Genomic DNA, 15,129 nt, shown 5'->3' with positions numbered 1-15,129 from the left:
GCGGTTGCGCCGTACGTGATCCATTTCCCTGGGCGGCGATCCGCGAAAGTCATATGAATGCGGTCGGCCGGCTGCATAGGCTGACCATCGGTCAACCCGGATCCGGGTCAGGGTCAGGGTCAGGGTCCATGGAACGAGGAGAAGCACTGATGGTCGGGTCCCGCGTCCTTGCCCTCGGGCACTATCAGCCGGCGAAGGTGCTGACCAACGCCGATCTGGAGCAGATGGTCGACACCAGCGACGCATGGATCCAGAGCCGGGTCGGGATCAAGACCCGCCGGGTGGCCGCCGAGGACGAGTCGGTCTCGGATATGGCGGCGAAGGCCGCCGCGAACGCCCTGGCCAACGCGGGGCTGACCGGTGAGGACATCGATTTCGTCATCGTGGCCACCTGCACAGCGCAGGACCGCTCGCCCAACACGGCGGCCCGCGTCGCGGCTGCCGTCGGCGCCAAGGCCCCAGCCGCGATCGACGTGAACACAGCCTGTTCCGGATTCCCGCACGCTATGGCGCTGGCGGACCAGAGCATCCGCACCGGCTCCGCCACGAAGGCCCTGGTCATCGGTGTGGAGAAGCTGACGGACTTCGCCGACTGGACCGACCGCACCACCTGCGTGCTGATCGGCGACGGGGCCGGCGCGGCCGTCGTCGTCGCCTCCGAGGAGTCCCGGATCAGCCCGGTCGTCTGGGGATCCGTACCCGAGATGGGGCACGCCGTGCGCATCGAGGCGCCGTCCCACACCTTCGCCCAGGAAGGGCAGTCGGTGTACCGCTGGGCCACCACCGCCCTGCCGGAGGTCGCGCTCCAGGTGTGCGAGCGGGCCGGGGTCAAGCCCGAGGACCTCGGCGGTGTCGTCCTGCACCAGGCCAACCTGCGGATCATCGAGCCGCTGGCCCGCAAGATCGGCGCGGTCAACGCGGTCATCGCCAAGGACGTCGTGGACTCCGGCAACACCTCCGCCGCCAGCATCCCGCTCGCGCTCTCCAAGCTCGTCGAGCGCGGCGAGATCGAGAAGGGGGCACCCGTACTGCTCTTCGCCTTCGGCGGCGGCCTGTCCTACGCCGGCCAGATCATCCACTGCCCGTGACCGGGACGGACGAGGTGACCGCGATGAAGTCCTCCTCCACCGCCCCCTGGTGGCCGCAGCTGCGGCTCCAGCCGTCCGCCGCGCCCAGGCTGCGCCTGCTGGTGTTCCCGCACTCCGGCGCCGGACCCAACACCCTCTTCCCCCTCGTCGAACCGCTGCCCGACGAGGTCGAGGTGCTCGGGCTCTCACTGCCCGGCAGGGAGCGCCGCTTCGGCGAGACTCCCGGCTGCCGTCTCGACGAGGTGCTCGACTCGGTGGCCGAGGAGGTGCTCGGCCGGGACCCGCTGCCCACCGTGGTCTTCGGCCACAGCCTCGGGGCGCTGCTCGCCGTCCGCGCCGCACAGCTCCTCGGCCCGCACTGCCGGGCCGCTGTCGTCAGCGGCCAGGCCCCCGGCCGGACCCGGCGCCGCGCCCACGCCACCAGCAGCGAGGAGGACGCCGTCCGGCTGCTGCGGGAGGGCGGCGGCACCCCGGAGTGGGTCCTGCACGACCCGGAGATGCTCGCCCACGTCACGCGCGTCCTGCGTGCCGACATCGACCTCAGCCGGGAGGCCGCCGTCGGTTTCGAGGGCGTACGGCTCGACGTGCCCCTCCACGTCATCGGGGGCACGGCCGATCCGCTGGTCCCGCACGAACCGCTGGACGTCTGGGCCGACCACACCACCGGCCACTGCCGGGTGCGCCGTTTCGACGGCGACCACTTCTTCCTCCTCGCCGACGAACACCGCGGCGCGGTGGTGGACATCCTGCGCGAGGCCCTCGCGCACTGAACGGTGTTCCCGGCCCCGGCAGGGCTCCGTGGGCGGACGGTGCCTACGGGCGGATGATGCGGACCTGGTAGCTGCCGTCGCGCAGCTCGCCCACCACCGAGATGCTGATGCCCGCCTTCTCGTCGGTGAAGGTCTCTCCCGGCCGGAACGGTGCGTCCGACAGTTCGGCGTGCACGTTGGGCCGGCGGGTGCAGCCGCCGCTCGCGGTCGAGCTGTCCGACACGATCACGGGGCCGTGTCCGGTGTCCACGTCGGAGTCCACCTTGTAGATCAGCACGCCGGGCCTGCAGACGGCCTCGTCGTTGCCGGCCCGGGTCCGCACCTCCACGGCGTAGCCGACGCTCTCCGACAGCGGGACGAAGGCCAGCTTCATGCCGCCCTCGACCGCCAGCGGGGTCAGGACGTGGTCGCTGGTGCCGGACTTCGACGCGCAGGAGATCTGCGTGCTGTCCAGCCAGCCCAGCTTCCACTTGTGCCAGCCCATCAGGTCGTTGTTGGCACCCCAGTCCTCGCTCATGATGTCCCAGTGCCCGACGGTGTTCCCGCCGTCGGCGGTGTAGAGGTCGGGCAGCCCGAAGACGTGCCCGTTCTCGTGCGGGAGCACCCGGTAGCCGGTCTCCCGGTAGGTCCCGGAGCCGTCGTCCTGCCGGCTGTAGACGAAGGACGTGTTGGACAGCGGGACCCCGTCGGCCATTGGCGCCTCGCCGTTGCCCGAGAAGGTCACCGACAGGACGGTGTCCAGTGCCGACGGCCCCGCGTTCGGCGTGACCAGGATGTTGACCAGGTCGTAGCGGCTGAAGTCCACCTCGGAGTCGGCGGCCCTCGCGATGTGCTCCACGAGCTGCCGGTAGCCCGGCTCGTAGGAGGACCCGCGCTCGATGCCGTACGCCGCGAAGGGCATCGGCATCCGCAGCCAGGTCTTTATCGGGGCCTCGGCCCGGTAGGCCAGCCGACCGTAGGAACTGGTGCGGAACCAGTCCGAGGTCTGGGGGAAGAACTCGGCCAGCCGGTCCAGGGCCGTGCCCTCGCCCTTGGCGTCGGGGAAGTCGATCATCAGGTTCAGCGCCCGGACCTCTCCTGTCGAACGCGAGTACCCCGGCGGGGTCGGCAGGCCCTCGGACATCTGCACGCCCATCGTCCCGGCGATCCGGCACGGCGCGAGCGCCGATTCGACCGTCGTGGCCACGGGCCCCGCCGCCGACTGGCCGCGGCTGGATATCCCTGTGCTCGCCGTCGCCGTGACGCCGATCGCCAGCGCGGTCAGTCCGATGTACGCGCTGGTCAGGCGTGGTCTGCGTATCCGGCGGCGGGTCTGCGTCATGGAGATCGCCCTCGGGTCCGCGGCAGCCGGCCCTGTCCGGTCTGCGCCCTGTGCGCTTCACCCTCCGTCGGGCGCGCCGCGCCCGCGCGCCGGGAGAGGCCAAAGGGTGAAGCGCCCCCGCAGCGGCGTGACCCGGTTCACACCGAGGGGTGAAATAACCGGGGAGCTGTTCCCCGTTTGCATGGGAGTCCCGCCAAGCGGGGAACGGCTCCCCGTTTGGCGGGCCGGCCCATAGATCCCGCATCACTCGTCACCGCCCGGGGAGGCACCGGAAATGCAGAGCACCGCCACGGCCGCCGCGGCGTCCCCGTCCGCCGCGGCGGACGGGTGTCCGGCGGCCCCGCAGTCCGGCCGGTCCCGCGGCTCCCGCGAGGGCGGCGGCCCGCCGCGCCCGCGCGCCGACGCCGTCCGCAATCGCGAGCGGATCCTGGCGGCGGCCCGCGAGGCCTTCGTCGAGTTCGGTGCGGCGGCCCCGCTCGACGAGGTGGCCCGCCGGGCGGGCATCGGCAACGCCACCCTCTACCGGCACTTCCCCGACCGCGACGCACTCGTCCACCAGGTCGTCCTCTTCACCACGGAGCGGGTCGCGGCCTCGGCCGAGGCCTCTCTGGCCGAGGAGCCCGACCCCTTCGCCGCGCTGTGCCGGTTCACGCACGCCGCTGCCGACGAGCGGATCGGCGCCCTGTGCCCGATGCTCGCCGACGGCTTCGACCGCGACCACCCCGAACTCCTCGCGGCGCGCACCGCCTTGGCGGAGGCTGTGGAGACCCTGCTGGCCGCGGGCCAGCAGGCCGGACTGGTCCGCGCGGACATCGGCGTCGGCGACCTGATGGTCGCCCTCTCCCAGCTCAGCCGCCCCCTCCCGGGTACCGCCTGCTTCGACACCGACCGCTTCGCCCACCGTCATCTCCAGCTCTTCCTCGACGGGCTGCGGGCCCCGGCCCGCTCCGAACTGCCCGGTTCGGCAGCCACTTTGGAAGACCTCACGCTGAAAACCATGTGACACCGCAAAAGCTTACGAACTAGCCTTTTCCAGTCATTCCGCACAGTGAAACGGGTACTCCCATGCCGAAATCAGCCGCGACACTCCCGTCGGCTCCCGACCCCAGTCGCTGGAAGGCTCTCGTCTTCATAGCCCTGGCCCAGCTGATGGTCGTCCTCGACGCGACCATCGTGAACATCGCCCTCCCCTCGGCCCAGACCGACCTCGGCATCTCCGACGGCAACCGCCAGTGGGTCATCACCGCCTACGCGCTCGCCTTCGGCGGACTGCTCCTCTTCGGTGGCCGCATCGCCGACAAGTGGGGCCGCAAGAACGCCTTCGTCCTCGGTCTTGCCGGCTTCGCCCTGGCCTCCGCGCTCGGCGGCGCCGCGAACGGCGAAGCCATGATGCTCGGCGCCCGCGCCCTCCAGGGCGCCTTCGGCGCACTGCTCGCACCGGCGGCCCTGTCCCTGCTGGCGGTGATGTTCACCGACGCCAAGGAGCGGGCCAAGGCCTTCGGCATCTACGGCGCGATCGCGGGCGGCGGCGGCGCCGTCGGCCTGATCCTCGGCGGCTTCCTCACCGAGTACCTCAACTGGCGCTGGACGTTCTTCGTCAACATCCCGTTCGCGGTCGTCGCGGCCGTGGGTGCCTGGATGGTCATCCGCGAGCCCGCCGGCTCCCGCAACCGCGCCCCCCTGGACATCCCGGGCGTGGTCCTGTCCACCACCGGCCTCGTGGCCCTGGTGTACGGATTCACCCGCGCCGAGTCGGCCGGCTGGTCGGACCAGGTCACCGTGGCCATGTTCATCGCCTCGGCGGCCCTGCTGGCGGCGTTCGTCTTCGTCGAGTCCAAGGTGCAGTCCCCGCTGCTGCCGCTGCGCGTCCTGCTGGAGCGCAACCGCGGTGGTGTCTACCTCTCGCTCGGCCTGGCCGTCATCGCGATGTTCGGCCTGTTCCTCTTCCTCACCTACTACCTCCAGGTCGTGAAGGGCTTCTCGCCGGTCAAGACCGGCTTCGCCTTCCTGCCGATGATCGCGGGCATGATCCTGGGCTCCACCCAGATCGGCGCCCGCCTGATGACCCGAGTCGCTCCGCGCCTGCTGATGGGCCCGGGCTTCCTGGTCGCCGCCGCCGGAATGCTGCTGCTGACCCAGCTGGAGGTCGGATCCTCCTACCCCGCGCTGATCCTGCCGGCCCAGCTGCTGCTCGGCCTCGGCATGGGCACGGCCTTCATGCCGGCCATGTCGCTGTCCACGCACGGGGTGAACCCGGCCGACGCCGGTGTCGCCTCCGCCATGGTCAACACCTCGCAGCAGGTCGGCGGCGCCATCGGTACGGCGCTGCTGAACACCATCGCCGCCTCGGCGACCACCGCCTACCTGACCGACCACGCGGCCGAGGCCGCGGGCGGCGGGGCCGCGGCCCGGCTGGTGCAGGCCCAGGCCATGGTCGAGGGCTACGCCTCCGCCATCTGGTGGGCGGTGGGCATCCTGGCCGCCAGCGCGGCGATCGCCCTGACCCTGATCAACACCGGCCGTCCGGGTGCGGGCGACCCGATGGCCTCCGGGTCCGACTCCGCCGAGGACGCCGGTGTCAAGGTCCCGGTGATCGCGCACTGAGCAGGGCCGGGTAGCCCGCGGAATGACTGGACACCCCGCTTGGTTCAAATTTGAACCAAGCGGGGTTAGTCTTTTCGAGGCAGCCCTGTACGACGACGGAGGAGCGCCCCCTCATGAACCCGGCTCCCGGACCCCAGGCCCCGACGGGCGCGAGCCCCCAGACAACGCGCATGCCGGCGCTGTACCTCAGCCACGGGGCGCCGCCGCTCGCCGACGATCCGGTCTGGCCGGGCGAACTGGCCGCCTGGTCGGCCGACCTGCCCCGCCCCACCGCGATACTCATCGCCTCCGCCCACTGGGAGGAGGCCCCCCTGGCCCTCGGTGCCACCGCATCCGCCCCGCTGGTCCACGACTTCTGGGGCTTCCCCGAGCACTACTACCGGGTCCGCTACGACGCCCCGGGTGCCCCCGCGCTCGCCGCCTCGGTCCGGGCCCTGTTGCGGGCCCCGGGTGCCCCGGTCCAAGACATCCCGGACCGCGGCCTGGACCACGGCGCGTACGTCCCGCTGGTGGAGATGTACCCGGAGGCCGACATACCGGTCCTCCAGATGTCCCTGCCGACGCTGGATCCGCGCCGCCTGATGGACATCGGCCGCAGGCTCGCGCCCTTGCGCGACGAGGGCGTCCTCATCGTCGGCAGCGGCTTCTTCACCCACAATCTCGCCGCGCTGCGCCACACGGGCCCGGGTGTCCCCGCCTGGTCGGCGGAGTTCGACGCGTGGGGCCGAGAGGCGCTGGCCGCCGGCGACATCGACTCCCTGCTGGACTTCGAGGCCCGGTCCCCGTCCGGCCGGCTGGCCCACCCCCGGACGGAGCACTTCGCCCCGCTCTTCGTCACCCTCGGCGCCGCCGACGCCACCGGCGACCTCACGAAGCGCCGCGACCCGGTCGACGGCTTCTGGATGGGCCTGTCGAAGCGCAGCCTCCAGTTCGGTTGAGGGGCGTCCCGCCGGGGCGCCGTCCGAGTCCCCCGGGCCGCCGCCCGGCTTCACCGGGGCGGGTGCTCGCCGGTCGGTCCCAGCCGCTTCTCGTACCACCGCACGTCCCAGTAGCGGCCGAACTTCCACCCCGCTTCCGTGAACTCGCCGATCCGGCGGAAGCCGAAGCGCTCGTGGAGGCGTACCGAGGCGTCGTTCGGCAGGGCGACACCGGCGAACACGCGGTGCACCGGCTCCTTCTCCAGTGCGGCGAAGAGCGCCCCGTACAGGAGGGTGCCCACCCCCCGCCCCACCGCGTGCGGGGCGAGGTACACGCTGGCCTCCACCGATGTGGCATACGCCGGCTTCGGACGGAACGGACTGGTGGTGGCGTATCCGGCCATGCGCTCGCCAGTCCAGGCAACCAGAAGCCTGTGAGGGCCGTCTTCAGGATGGGAGTGCAGCCAAGGGCGACGCTGTTCCGGAGTGAACGCGGTGGTGTCGAACGTGATGGCGGTCTCTCGGACGTAGTGGTTGTACAGGTCCGTGAGCGACGTCAGATCGGCCTCCGTTCCGGGTCTGACCTGCACCTCTTCGTGATCGTGCGACATTCGTCCCCCTCTCGTGGCGGGGCAGGATACTGCAAGATCTCGAAAATGAGGGACCAACGTGGGAATTCTGTCCCGATTCCAGTCGTTGTTTCCTTCGGAAGCGGGCACTCGGGAGAGTGTCCGAGGGCGTACCACCGCACCACGGTGGCCGTCCGGCAGCCGCACCGCGACCGAACTCATCGCAAGGGAGCACGCATGGCAACCCGCGCCGTCGCCCGCCGTCAGTCCACGAGCAGCGCACGCGCTGTGGGCGGGGAGATCGCAGACCGCGACCTGGTCGGCATGTACCTGGACGAGATCGCGCGCACCCCGCTCCTCGACGCCGCCAGGGAAGTGGAGCTCTCCCAGATCATCGAGGCCGGTGTCTACGCCCAGCAGATCCTCGACGGCGCGATAGAGCGTGACGGGGACCGGCCCGCCCGCGAGGAGCTGGAGGCGCTGGCCGCCGAAGGGGAGCGCGCCAAAGAGGTCTTCATCCGCTCCAACCTCCGCCTCGTCGTCGCCGTCGCCCGGCGCTATCCGCGCAGCGGCCTGCCCCTCCTCGACCTGATCCAGGAGGGCAACGCGGGCCTGGTCCGCGCGGTGGAGAAGTTCGACTACACCAAGGGCTTCAAGTTCTCCACGTATGCCACGTGGTGGATCCGCCAGGCCATCACCCGGTCCATCGCCGACCAGTCCCGCACCATCCGCCTCCCCGTCCACCTCGTCGAGGAGCTCGGCCGGATCCGCCGGGTCCAGCGCGAGTTCAACCGCGAGAACGGCCGAGACCCGGAGCACGCCGAGATCGCGGCCGAGCTGGACTCGACGGAGAAGCGCGTCGGCGACGTACTGGACTGGGCCCGCGACCCGGTCAGCCTGAACATGTCGGTGGACGACGAGGGCGACACGCAGTTCGGCGACCTCCTGGAGGACACCTCGGCGATCTCCCCCGAGCAGTCCGTGCTCTCGCTGCTGCGCAGCGAGGAGCTGGAGGACCTGCTAGGCAGGCTCGACCAGCGCACCGCGTCGATCATCAAGATGCGGTACGGCATCGACGACGGCCGCGAGCGGACCCTCACCGAGGTCGGCAAGCAGCACGGCCTGACCCGGGAGCGGATCCGCCAGATCGAGAAGCACGCCCTGCTGGAGCTGAAGCGGATGGCGCGCGACACCGGCTTCGACGCCGTGGCCTAGCCGCCCGCCGCCGAACCCCCTGAACGAGCCCCGGTGCCTATCCCCCCCAGGCGCCGGGGCTCCCTCGTTCTCCGGGCGCCGCTCGCGCCAGGCGCCGTTATCCGGGCGTCACCGCCGACGCGAGCCGCGCGGCCAGCGCACCGGCCGCCGTCCGCAGCGCCGCCGGCTCCCGCACCGTGAAGTCCAGCCCCGTCAGGGCCAACCGGGCCGCCAGCCACTCCGGCGCGTCCCGGCTCTCGAAGCGGACCACGGCCGCCCCGGTCCCGCCCGCCCCGGTCCCGCCCGCCCCGGTCCCGCCCGGCAGGGCGGCCGCCCGCAGCCACTCCGGCAGCTCGGCCGCTCCCGCCTCGAAGACGACCTCCACCGCGTACGTCCGTGCGCCGTGCGCGCCGAGCCCCCGCCGTACGAACTCCTCCGCGTCCATCGGCAGCTCCCGCGGCGCGAACCGGGCCCCCGTCGCGAACGCCTCGTCCACCCGGTCCACCCGGAAGGTCCGCCAGTCCTCCCGCTCCATGTCGTAGGCCACCAGGTACCACCGGCTTCCCGTGCTGACCAGCCGATACGGCTCCACCAGCCGCCGTGACCGGGCCCCGTCCCGCGCCCGGTAGGCGAACCGGAGCCGCTCCGGCCCGGCCACCGCCGACGCCATCGTCGTCAGCGTCCGCGGGTCCACGCTCGCCCCGTCCCCCCGCGTCAGCGCGATCGTGGCCGACTGCAGCGTGCTCACCCGGCGGCGCAGCCGGGACGGCAGGACCTGCTCCAGCTTCGCCAGCGCGCGTACGGAGGCCTCCTCGACCCCTTCGATCGCGTGCCCGGCTCCCGCCCGCAGCCCCACCGCGATCGCCACGGCCTCCTCGTCGTCCAGCAGCAGCGGCGGCATCGCCGCGCCCGCCACCAGCCGGTAGCCGCCCTCGGAGCCGAGCGTGGCCTCCACCGGGTAGCCCAGCTCCCGCAGCCGCTCGATGTCGCGCCGGATGGTCCGCGCACTCACTCGCAGCCGCTGCGCCAGCTCGCTGCCGGGCCATTCGCGCGGGGTCTGGAGGAGGGACAGCAGGGACAGGAGCCGTGCCGGTGTGTCGGTCATGTGATCCAGGCTGCCAGCGAAAGAGGACATGAACTGACCTATATCCCGTCTAGGTTTCTCCTCATGACCACCGAGACGCCCCAGACAGCGCCCGAAAGAGAGAACGGGCCCATACGAGAAGAGCGGAACGGCGCAGCCCACGACGCACCCAGCTCACCCCCCGACCGCCGCCGCTGGCTGGCGCTCGCCATCGTGATGACCGCGGCCTTCATGGACCTGGTCGACGTGACCATCGTCAACATCGCGATCCCCACCATGCGCCAGAACTTCGGCGCCTCGACCAGCGCGATCCAGTGGATCACCGCAGGCTACGCGCTCGCGTTCGCCGCAGGGCTCATCACCGGCGGCCGTCTCGGTGACATCTACGGACGCAAGCGCCTCTTCCTCATCGGCATAGCCGGCTTCACCGCCGCCTCGCTGCTCTGCGGCATCGCGGCCGACCCGGCCATGCTCGTCGCCTCCCGCATCCTCCAGGGCGGCATGGCCGCCATGATGGTGCCGCAGGTGCTGGCCATCATCCACGTCACCTTCCCCCCGCAGGAACGCGGCAAGGTCTTCGGGATGTTCGGCGCGATCGTGGGCCTGGGCGCCGTCTCCGGTCCCATGCTCGGCGCGCTGCTCACCCAGTGGAACCTCTTCGGTCTCGAATGGCGCCCGATCTTCCTGATCAACCTGCCCGTCGGTATCGCGGGCGTGATCCTGGGCCGCAAGTTCATCAGCGAGTCCAAGGCCCCCCAGGCCCTGCGGCTGGACCTGGTCGGTGTCGTCCTCGCGACCCTCGCCCTCGTCATGCTGATCTTCCCGCTCACCGAGGGCCGTGAGAACGGCTGGCCGCTGTGGGGCTTCGTCTGCATGGCCGTGGCGCCGTTGGTCTTCGCCGCGTTCATCGCGTACGAGAAGTACAAGATCAAGAAGGACGGCTCCCCGCTCGTCGAGCTCTCCCTCTTCAAGGTCAAGAGCTTCGCCGGCGGCATCGCCGTCCAGCTGACCTTCGGCATCGCGACCGGGATCTTCTTCCTGGTCTGGACGCTCTACATGCAGATGGGCCTCGGCTGGAGCGCCCTGCGGGCCGGCACCACCGGAATCCCCTTCTCCATCGCCGTCTCCGTGGCCGCCGGCCTCTCGGTCGAGAAGCTCGTCCCGCGCTTCGGTCGCAAGGTGCTCCAGGCGGGCGCCCTGGTCATGGCCGCCGGACTGCTCCTGTACATCTGGGAGTCCGCGCACTACGGCATGGAGATCGCCTCCTGGCAGATGGCCGCCCCGCTGATCCTCATGGGTGCCGGCATGGGCCTCATCGTCGCCCCGCTCAACGACACCACGCTGTCCGAGGTGCCGCGCCGGGACGCGGGCTCGGCCTCCGGGCTGATCAACACCACCGGTCAGATGGGCAACGCACTGGGCCTGGCCCTGACGTCCGTGGTCTTCTTCGGGCTGATCGAGGACGACACGCTCTTCGGCCCGCCCTACGTCGAGGCCTTCCGCGGCGCGCTCTGGTGGGTCGTGGGCGTGCTGGTGGTCATCTCCGTGGTGATGTTCATGCTGCCGCGCAGGGCGATCCCGATGGAGGAGCGCGAAGGTGCCGCCGAGCACACCGAGCACACCGGGAACGCCACCGAGAAGGTGCCCGCCCTCTAGGGTCCGGCCCCGGTTCTCCGGCCCGGACGGGCCCACCCGCCCCGGTTGGGCCCGTCCGCCGTCCCGTCCCGCCTCGCCCCGTGGGCCCCAGGACACCCCGGCGCGGCCGGGGCGGGGGAACGGCGTGCGGGAGGGGACTCAGCCGACGCGGGCGCGGAACTCCATCGCCCCGCGCGCGGCCGCCTCGCTGTCGTACACCTCGCACATGTGCCGCCCGTCGGGGGTGGCCGTGTGCTCGACCTCCCACAGGCTCAGCTCGGTCCCGTCCAGCAGCACGAAGCCGTGCTCGTACAGATGGAAGCCCGCGTCCCGCCCGGTCGGCAGGGCCTGCCGGGTGCCGAACGCCTGAGTGATCCGGTGCGCGTACGCCGCGCGCAGCAGCGCCGCCACCCGCTCACCGGGCCGGTCCGGGTTCTCCGCGCGGCGCAGCACCCGGCGTGCGTGGTCGGCGGAGTCCTCCACCACGTACTCACGGTGCCGGGGCACCGGCGCCGAGGAGGCGAACAGCGCACCGAGCCCCGACGCGTCGTCGTACGGCTCCTCCTCACCCGCGAGCGGCACCGGATCGGGGGCCGCCCCCACGGCCGACTCCCCGAACAGCCGGGCCACCGCCAGGCGGGTCTCCGCCCTCGTCGCGAAGACCTCGTGCCGCGGGTCCCGGTCTCCCTCCAGCCGGCAGGACAGCTCCCACAGCGAGACCGCACCGCCGTCGGGCAGCAGATAGGTGTGGCGGTGCGTCTCCCGCCAGACGCCCGCCGCCGGGCCGTGGTGGGTGGTGCAGAGCGAAGAGCTGTGGGCGAGCGCCGTACCGAGGCGCTCCACCAGCCGGTCGGGCAGGTCGAAGGAGTTGAGGGCGCGACCGAGGAGTCGGTCGAGGTGCGCCTCGGTTGTCTCGTACGGATCGCTCAAGGGGGGCTCCAGGCCGTCGCAGCTTGTCACTTCGCGGAAGCTCAACGTAACCCCTGGCTCTGACATCACGTCCGGGGTTCGGTAAAACGTCCGGGAAGCATCGGAGGTTCCCGCCACACCTTCAGGTCAACCTGCGTACGGATGGGCACGATTGGCCCCACTCTGGGTGGAGGAGGGGGAGTATGGGCCGCATGGCAACGAACACAGTGGACGTCCCGCGCCGGCAGGTACGGCCCCGCGGCGCAGACGCAGACGAACAGGCCCCCGCAACAAGGGGTTTGGCCTGGCTGCTGGCCCTCACCGGAGCTGCCGGGCTACTGGCTTCCTGGGTGATCACCCTCGACAAGTTCCTCCTGCTGGAGGACCCGGACTTCAAGCCCGCCTGCAGCCTCAACCCGGTGGTCTCCTGCGGCAGCGTGATGCAGAGCGAGCAGGCGCAGGCCTTCGGCTTCCCCAACCCGATGCTGGGGCTGGCCGCCTACGCCGTCGTGGTCTGCGTCGGCGTGGGCCTGCTGGCGGGTGCCCGCTACCGCGGCTGGTTCTGGCTCGCACTGAACGCCGGCATGCTCTTCGGCACCGGCTTCTGCAGCTGGCTCATGGTGCAGTCGCTCTACGAGATCAACGCCCTCTGCCTGTGGTGCTGCCTGGCCTGGGTGGCGACCCTGCTGATGTTCTGGGCGGTCACCGCGCACAACGTCCGTACGGGCGTGCTTCCCGCCCCCGGTCCGCTGCGGGTCCTCTTCACCGAGTTCGGCTGGGCTCCGCCGGCCCTGCACACCGGGGTGATCGGGATGCTGGTCCTCACCCGGTGGTGGGACTTCTGGACCGGCTGAGCGCCGCGCGGGCGGCACGTGCGAGGGCCCCGGCAGCTGGACGCTGCCGGGGCCCTGTCACGCACTGCCGCGGGCTCGTCGGCCCGGACCCCCGCGCGGGGCAGGGGGGCGGAAATCAGCTGCCGACGGAGGCGTTGCCGGACAGGACCGGGATGTTGTCCAGGATGTGCGAGAGCGGCTCGTCGCCCTTGGCCTGGGTGGAGTTCTCGGTGCACTGCTGGTTCTGCGGGTTGGACAGGACGTTGATGTCCTGGACACCGATGTTGAGCGCGGCGACCAGCGACTGGGCGTTGATCTTCGCGGGCAGGCCGACGCAGGGCTTGTTCAGGGAGCCCTGGACCAGGCTGAGCTGCGGGCTCTGGTCGCCGTGGGTCTTCTGGTTGCCGTAGATCTGCTGGGCACCATTGCCGTTGACGGTGTTGACCCCGTTGTCGTTGCCGATGGCCATGGCCGGGGCAGCGGCAGCAGCGCCCGCGCCGACGGCAACGGCGGAAACCGCGGCGGCGGTCATGAACTTCTTGAACATCTTGATCCTTCTGTCGCACGAGTGCCCGCTGATGGAGCGCCCTGGTCAACTGGCCGGTCAGGGCGTTGGTTCCGCTGCTTCACTCAAACGGCCTGCGCGTCCCGATGTTTTCCCCAGCCCGGGTGAGCCGCCTGCGGACACGTGCGCGAAGCCCGTACGCGGCCCCAGTCGCGCCGGTTCCTGTTGCGCTCCGTACGAGGTGTTCCCACGGTGAGTCAAGGAGCGATCCGAACCGGACCGCTCCCGTGTCCCCGTGTCCCCGTGTCCCACCCGAAGGAACCTCCATGCACCGCACGAAGCCGTCCCGCGCCCGTCTTCTGCTCCCCTCGGCGCTCGCCGTCGTCATACTGACCGGCGCGGCGGCACCCGCGAGTGCGGTCGACTCCGGGGCCGGGGCGGCTGCCCGCAAGGCGGCTCCGGCCGGCCCGATCGACGACCTCCTCAACGGACTTCTTGAGCAGATCAAGGCCCTGCTGCCGGCGGGCGTCACCCTGCCGGAGATCAAGCTCCCGGAGATCGAACTGCCGGAGATCGAGCTGCCCGAGATCACGTTGCCGGAGATCAACCTGCCGAGCCTCCCGGGGGTGCAGCTCCCCGAGATCCCGGGGGTCGAACTCCCCGAGCTGCCGCTCACCCCGCCCGCGCTGCCGGATCCGGCAGCGCCCGGGGAGCTGGTGCCGGAGGTCCCCGACGTGCAGATCCCCGACGTGCAGATCCCCGACGTGCAGATCCCTGACGTCCAGCTCCCGGAGACAGAGCTCCCGGCCCTCCCGTGACGGGCCCGAAACGGCAACACGGTGACGGCGATTGAGCCGAATAGGTCGGATCGTGCCCGAAGCCGTGTCGTCCGGGAGCGCGGAACGTTTCGCTCGGTGTGAGCCCCGGAGCGGGGCGGAACGTCGAACAGAAGGTGCACCTCCCATGAACTCTGCCAAGAAGGCCGCCCTGGTCCTGGCCACCGCTGGTATCGCCGCGGCCGGTGCCGCCGGCTCCGCCGTCGCCGACTCGTCGGCCGAGGGCGCGGCCGTGGGTTCCCCCGGCGTCCTCTCCGGCAACCTGCTCCAGGTCCCGGTCCACGTCCCGGTCAACGTCTGCGGCAACACCGTGAACGTGATCGCCCTGCTGAACCCGGCGTTCGGCAACACCTGCGTCAACGACTGACGTAGCGCGCACAACCGACCGTGGGCGCCCCGGCCTTGCCGGTGGCGCCCACGGTCTTGTCAGCGGAGGCGGTTCAGCCCTGGCCGCCGTTGAGCTGTACGCCGCCCAGCATCGGCGACGCCTGGGTGGCGCCGTTCGCGAGGCCGAGGACGGTGCCCGGGACGTCGTTGCGGACCTTGTTGACCTTCTGGGCCGTGCCCACGACCTTGTTGACGGTGTCTCCCTGCTCGGCCAGCCCGTTGCCCACGGTCTGCGGAAGGTTCTCGGTCACGGGGGCCATGGAGTCCAGCGTCTGGGTCACGCCGCCGGTCAGGCTCATGGGGGGCATCGCAGCCGTCGGCTCGGCGGCGAACGCGGTACCGGAGGCGCCGAGGGCGGCGACGGAGCCGACGACGACAGCGGCGACCTTCGTGAGCTTCATTATCGAAATCCTCTTCTTTCGTGGACAGAGGCATCAGCGGCGACCGGCGCGCCGCTTTCGCCTTGCGTAACGATTC

General features: G+C 71.3%; 16 protein-coding genes. 10 read left to right on the top strand and 6 right to left on the bottom strand.

All coding sequences use genetic code 11. The features are described from left to right. The first annotated feature begins 149 nt into the window (after window positions 1–149). Both R4Z63_RS13090 and R4Z63_RS13085 read left to right on the top strand, forming a co-directional pair. Window positions 150–1,088 carry a beta-ketoacyl-ACP synthase III gene (locus R4Z63_RS13090; protein ID WP_037925039.1) on the top strand — a complete coding sequence of 313 codons (939 nt, stop codon included), beginning with the start codon at window positions 150–152 and terminating at the stop codon, window positions 1,086–1,088. Beyond that, the gene (locus R4Z63_RS13085; protein ID WP_384455611.1) at window positions 1,085–1,858 is read left to right on the top strand and encodes a thioesterase II family protein; all 774 of its coding nucleotides are present in this window, start codon (window positions 1,085–1,087) and stop codon (window positions 1,856–1,858) included. Before R4Z63_RS13090 ends, R4Z63_RS13085 begins: the two co-directional genes overlap by 4 nt. 43 nt (window positions 1,859–1,901) lie before the next feature. On the opposite strand, the gene R4Z63_RS13080 is transcribed toward R4Z63_RS13085, so the two are convergent. After that, a complete protein-coding gene (locus tag R4Z63_RS13080) occupies window positions 1,902–3,179 on the bottom strand; it encodes a M6 family metalloprotease domain-containing protein (protein ID WP_384455609.1) in 1,278 nt (425 codons plus the stop codon). A 274-nt stretch (window positions 3,180–3,453) separates the two neighbouring features. Here R4Z63_RS13080 and R4Z63_RS13075 point away from each other — a divergent pair, with 274 nt between their 5' ends. From R4Z63_RS13075 to R4Z63_RS13065, 3 genes are all read left to right on the top strand, one after another. Next, entirely contained in the window at window positions 3,454–4,182 is a 729-nt protein-coding gene (locus tag R4Z63_RS13075) for a TetR/AcrR family transcriptional regulator (RefSeq protein ID WP_384455606.1), read from the top strand. A 62-nt stretch (window positions 4,183–4,244) separates the two neighbouring features. Further along, window positions 4,245–5,783, top strand: a complete 1,539-nt coding sequence (locus R4Z63_RS13070) for an MFS transporter (RefSeq protein ID WP_384455603.1) — start codon at window positions 4,245–4,247, stop codon at window positions 5,781–5,783. 170 nt (window positions 5,784–5,953) lie between these two features. After that, the gene (locus R4Z63_RS13065) at window positions 5,954–6,721 is read left to right on the top strand and encodes a dioxygenase family protein (protein WP_384682808.1); all 768 of its coding nucleotides are present in this window, start codon (window positions 5,954–5,956) and stop codon (window positions 6,719–6,721) included. Between the two features lie 50 nt (window positions 6,722–6,771). On the opposite strand, the gene R4Z63_RS13060 is transcribed toward R4Z63_RS13065, so the two are convergent. Next, window positions 6,772–7,311 carry a GNAT family N-acetyltransferase gene (locus R4Z63_RS13060; protein ID WP_384455597.1) on the bottom strand — a complete coding sequence of 180 codons (540 nt, stop codon included), beginning with the start codon at window positions 7,309–7,311 and terminating at the stop codon, window positions 6,772–6,774. 195 nt (window positions 7,312–7,506) lie between these two features. On the opposite strand from R4Z63_RS13060, the gene R4Z63_RS13055 reads away from it, so the two are divergent. Further along, a complete protein-coding gene (locus R4Z63_RS13055) occupies window positions 7,507–8,484 on the top strand; it encodes a sigma-70 family RNA polymerase sigma factor (protein WP_037925048.1) in 978 nt (325 codons plus the stop codon). A 97-nt stretch (window positions 8,485–8,581) separates the two neighbouring features. Here R4Z63_RS13055 and R4Z63_RS13050 read toward each other — a convergent pair whose 3' ends face one another. Continuing rightward, on the bottom strand, window positions 8,582–9,568 hold the full coding sequence (locus R4Z63_RS13050; RefSeq protein ID WP_386505369.1) for a helix-turn-helix transcriptional regulator: 987 nt from the start codon (window positions 9,566–9,568) through the stop codon (window positions 8,582–8,584). Between the two features lie 63 nt (window positions 9,569–9,631). Between R4Z63_RS13050 and R4Z63_RS13045 the strand changes: the two genes are divergently transcribed. Next, window positions 9,632–11,203, top strand: a complete 1,572-nt coding sequence (locus R4Z63_RS13045; RefSeq protein WP_078556783.1) for an MFS transporter — start codon at window positions 9,632–9,634, stop codon at window positions 11,201–11,203. Between the two features lie 138 nt (window positions 11,204–11,341). On the opposite strand, the gene R4Z63_RS13040 is transcribed toward R4Z63_RS13045, so the two are convergent. Beyond that, window positions 11,342–12,112: a DUF6227 family protein gene (locus R4Z63_RS13040; protein WP_037925051.1), complete on the bottom strand. Its 771-nt coding sequence runs from the start codon at window positions 12,110–12,112 to the stop codon at window positions 11,342–11,344. A gap of 182 nt (window positions 12,113–12,294) precedes the next feature. Here R4Z63_RS13040 and R4Z63_RS13035 point away from each other — a divergent pair, with 182 nt between their 5' ends. Continuing rightward, window positions 12,295–12,945 (top strand): vitamin K epoxide reductase family protein, encoded by a 651-nt coding sequence (locus R4Z63_RS13035; protein WP_384455590.1) that lies wholly within the window; start codon window positions 12,295–12,297, stop codon window positions 12,943–12,945. 115 nt (window positions 12,946–13,060) lie between these two features. On the opposite strand, the gene R4Z63_RS13030 is transcribed toward R4Z63_RS13035, so the two are convergent. Beyond that, window positions 13,061–13,471 carry a rodlin gene (locus tag R4Z63_RS13030; RefSeq protein ID WP_037925054.1) on the bottom strand — a complete coding sequence of 137 codons (411 nt, stop codon included), beginning with the start codon at window positions 13,469–13,471 and terminating at the stop codon, window positions 13,061–13,063. Between the two features lie 284 nt (window positions 13,472–13,755). On the opposite strand from R4Z63_RS13030, the gene R4Z63_RS13025 reads away from it, so the two are divergent. After that, complete coding sequence (locus R4Z63_RS13025; RefSeq protein WP_384455586.1) at window positions 13,756–14,247, top strand: hypothetical protein; 492 nt, start codon at window positions 13,756–13,758, stop codon at window positions 14,245–14,247. 145 nt (window positions 14,248–14,392) lie between these two features. Then, entirely contained in the window at window positions 14,393–14,632 is a 240-nt protein-coding gene (locus R4Z63_RS13020; RefSeq protein WP_037925056.1) for a chaplin, read from the top strand. Window positions 14,633–14,705: 73 nt separating this feature from the next. On the opposite strand, the gene R4Z63_RS13015 is transcribed toward R4Z63_RS13020, so the two are convergent. Further along, window positions 14,706–15,053, bottom strand: coding sequence for a hypothetical protein (locus tag R4Z63_RS13015; protein WP_037925059.1), 348 nt, complete (start codon window positions 15,051–15,053; stop codon window positions 14,706–14,708). Between the last annotated feature and the right edge of the window lie 76 nt (window positions 15,054–15,129).

Source organism: Streptomyces sp. PL-29 (genome assembly GCF_058344425.1).
This window is presented reverse-complemented; position numbering and strand designations above follow the sequence as displayed.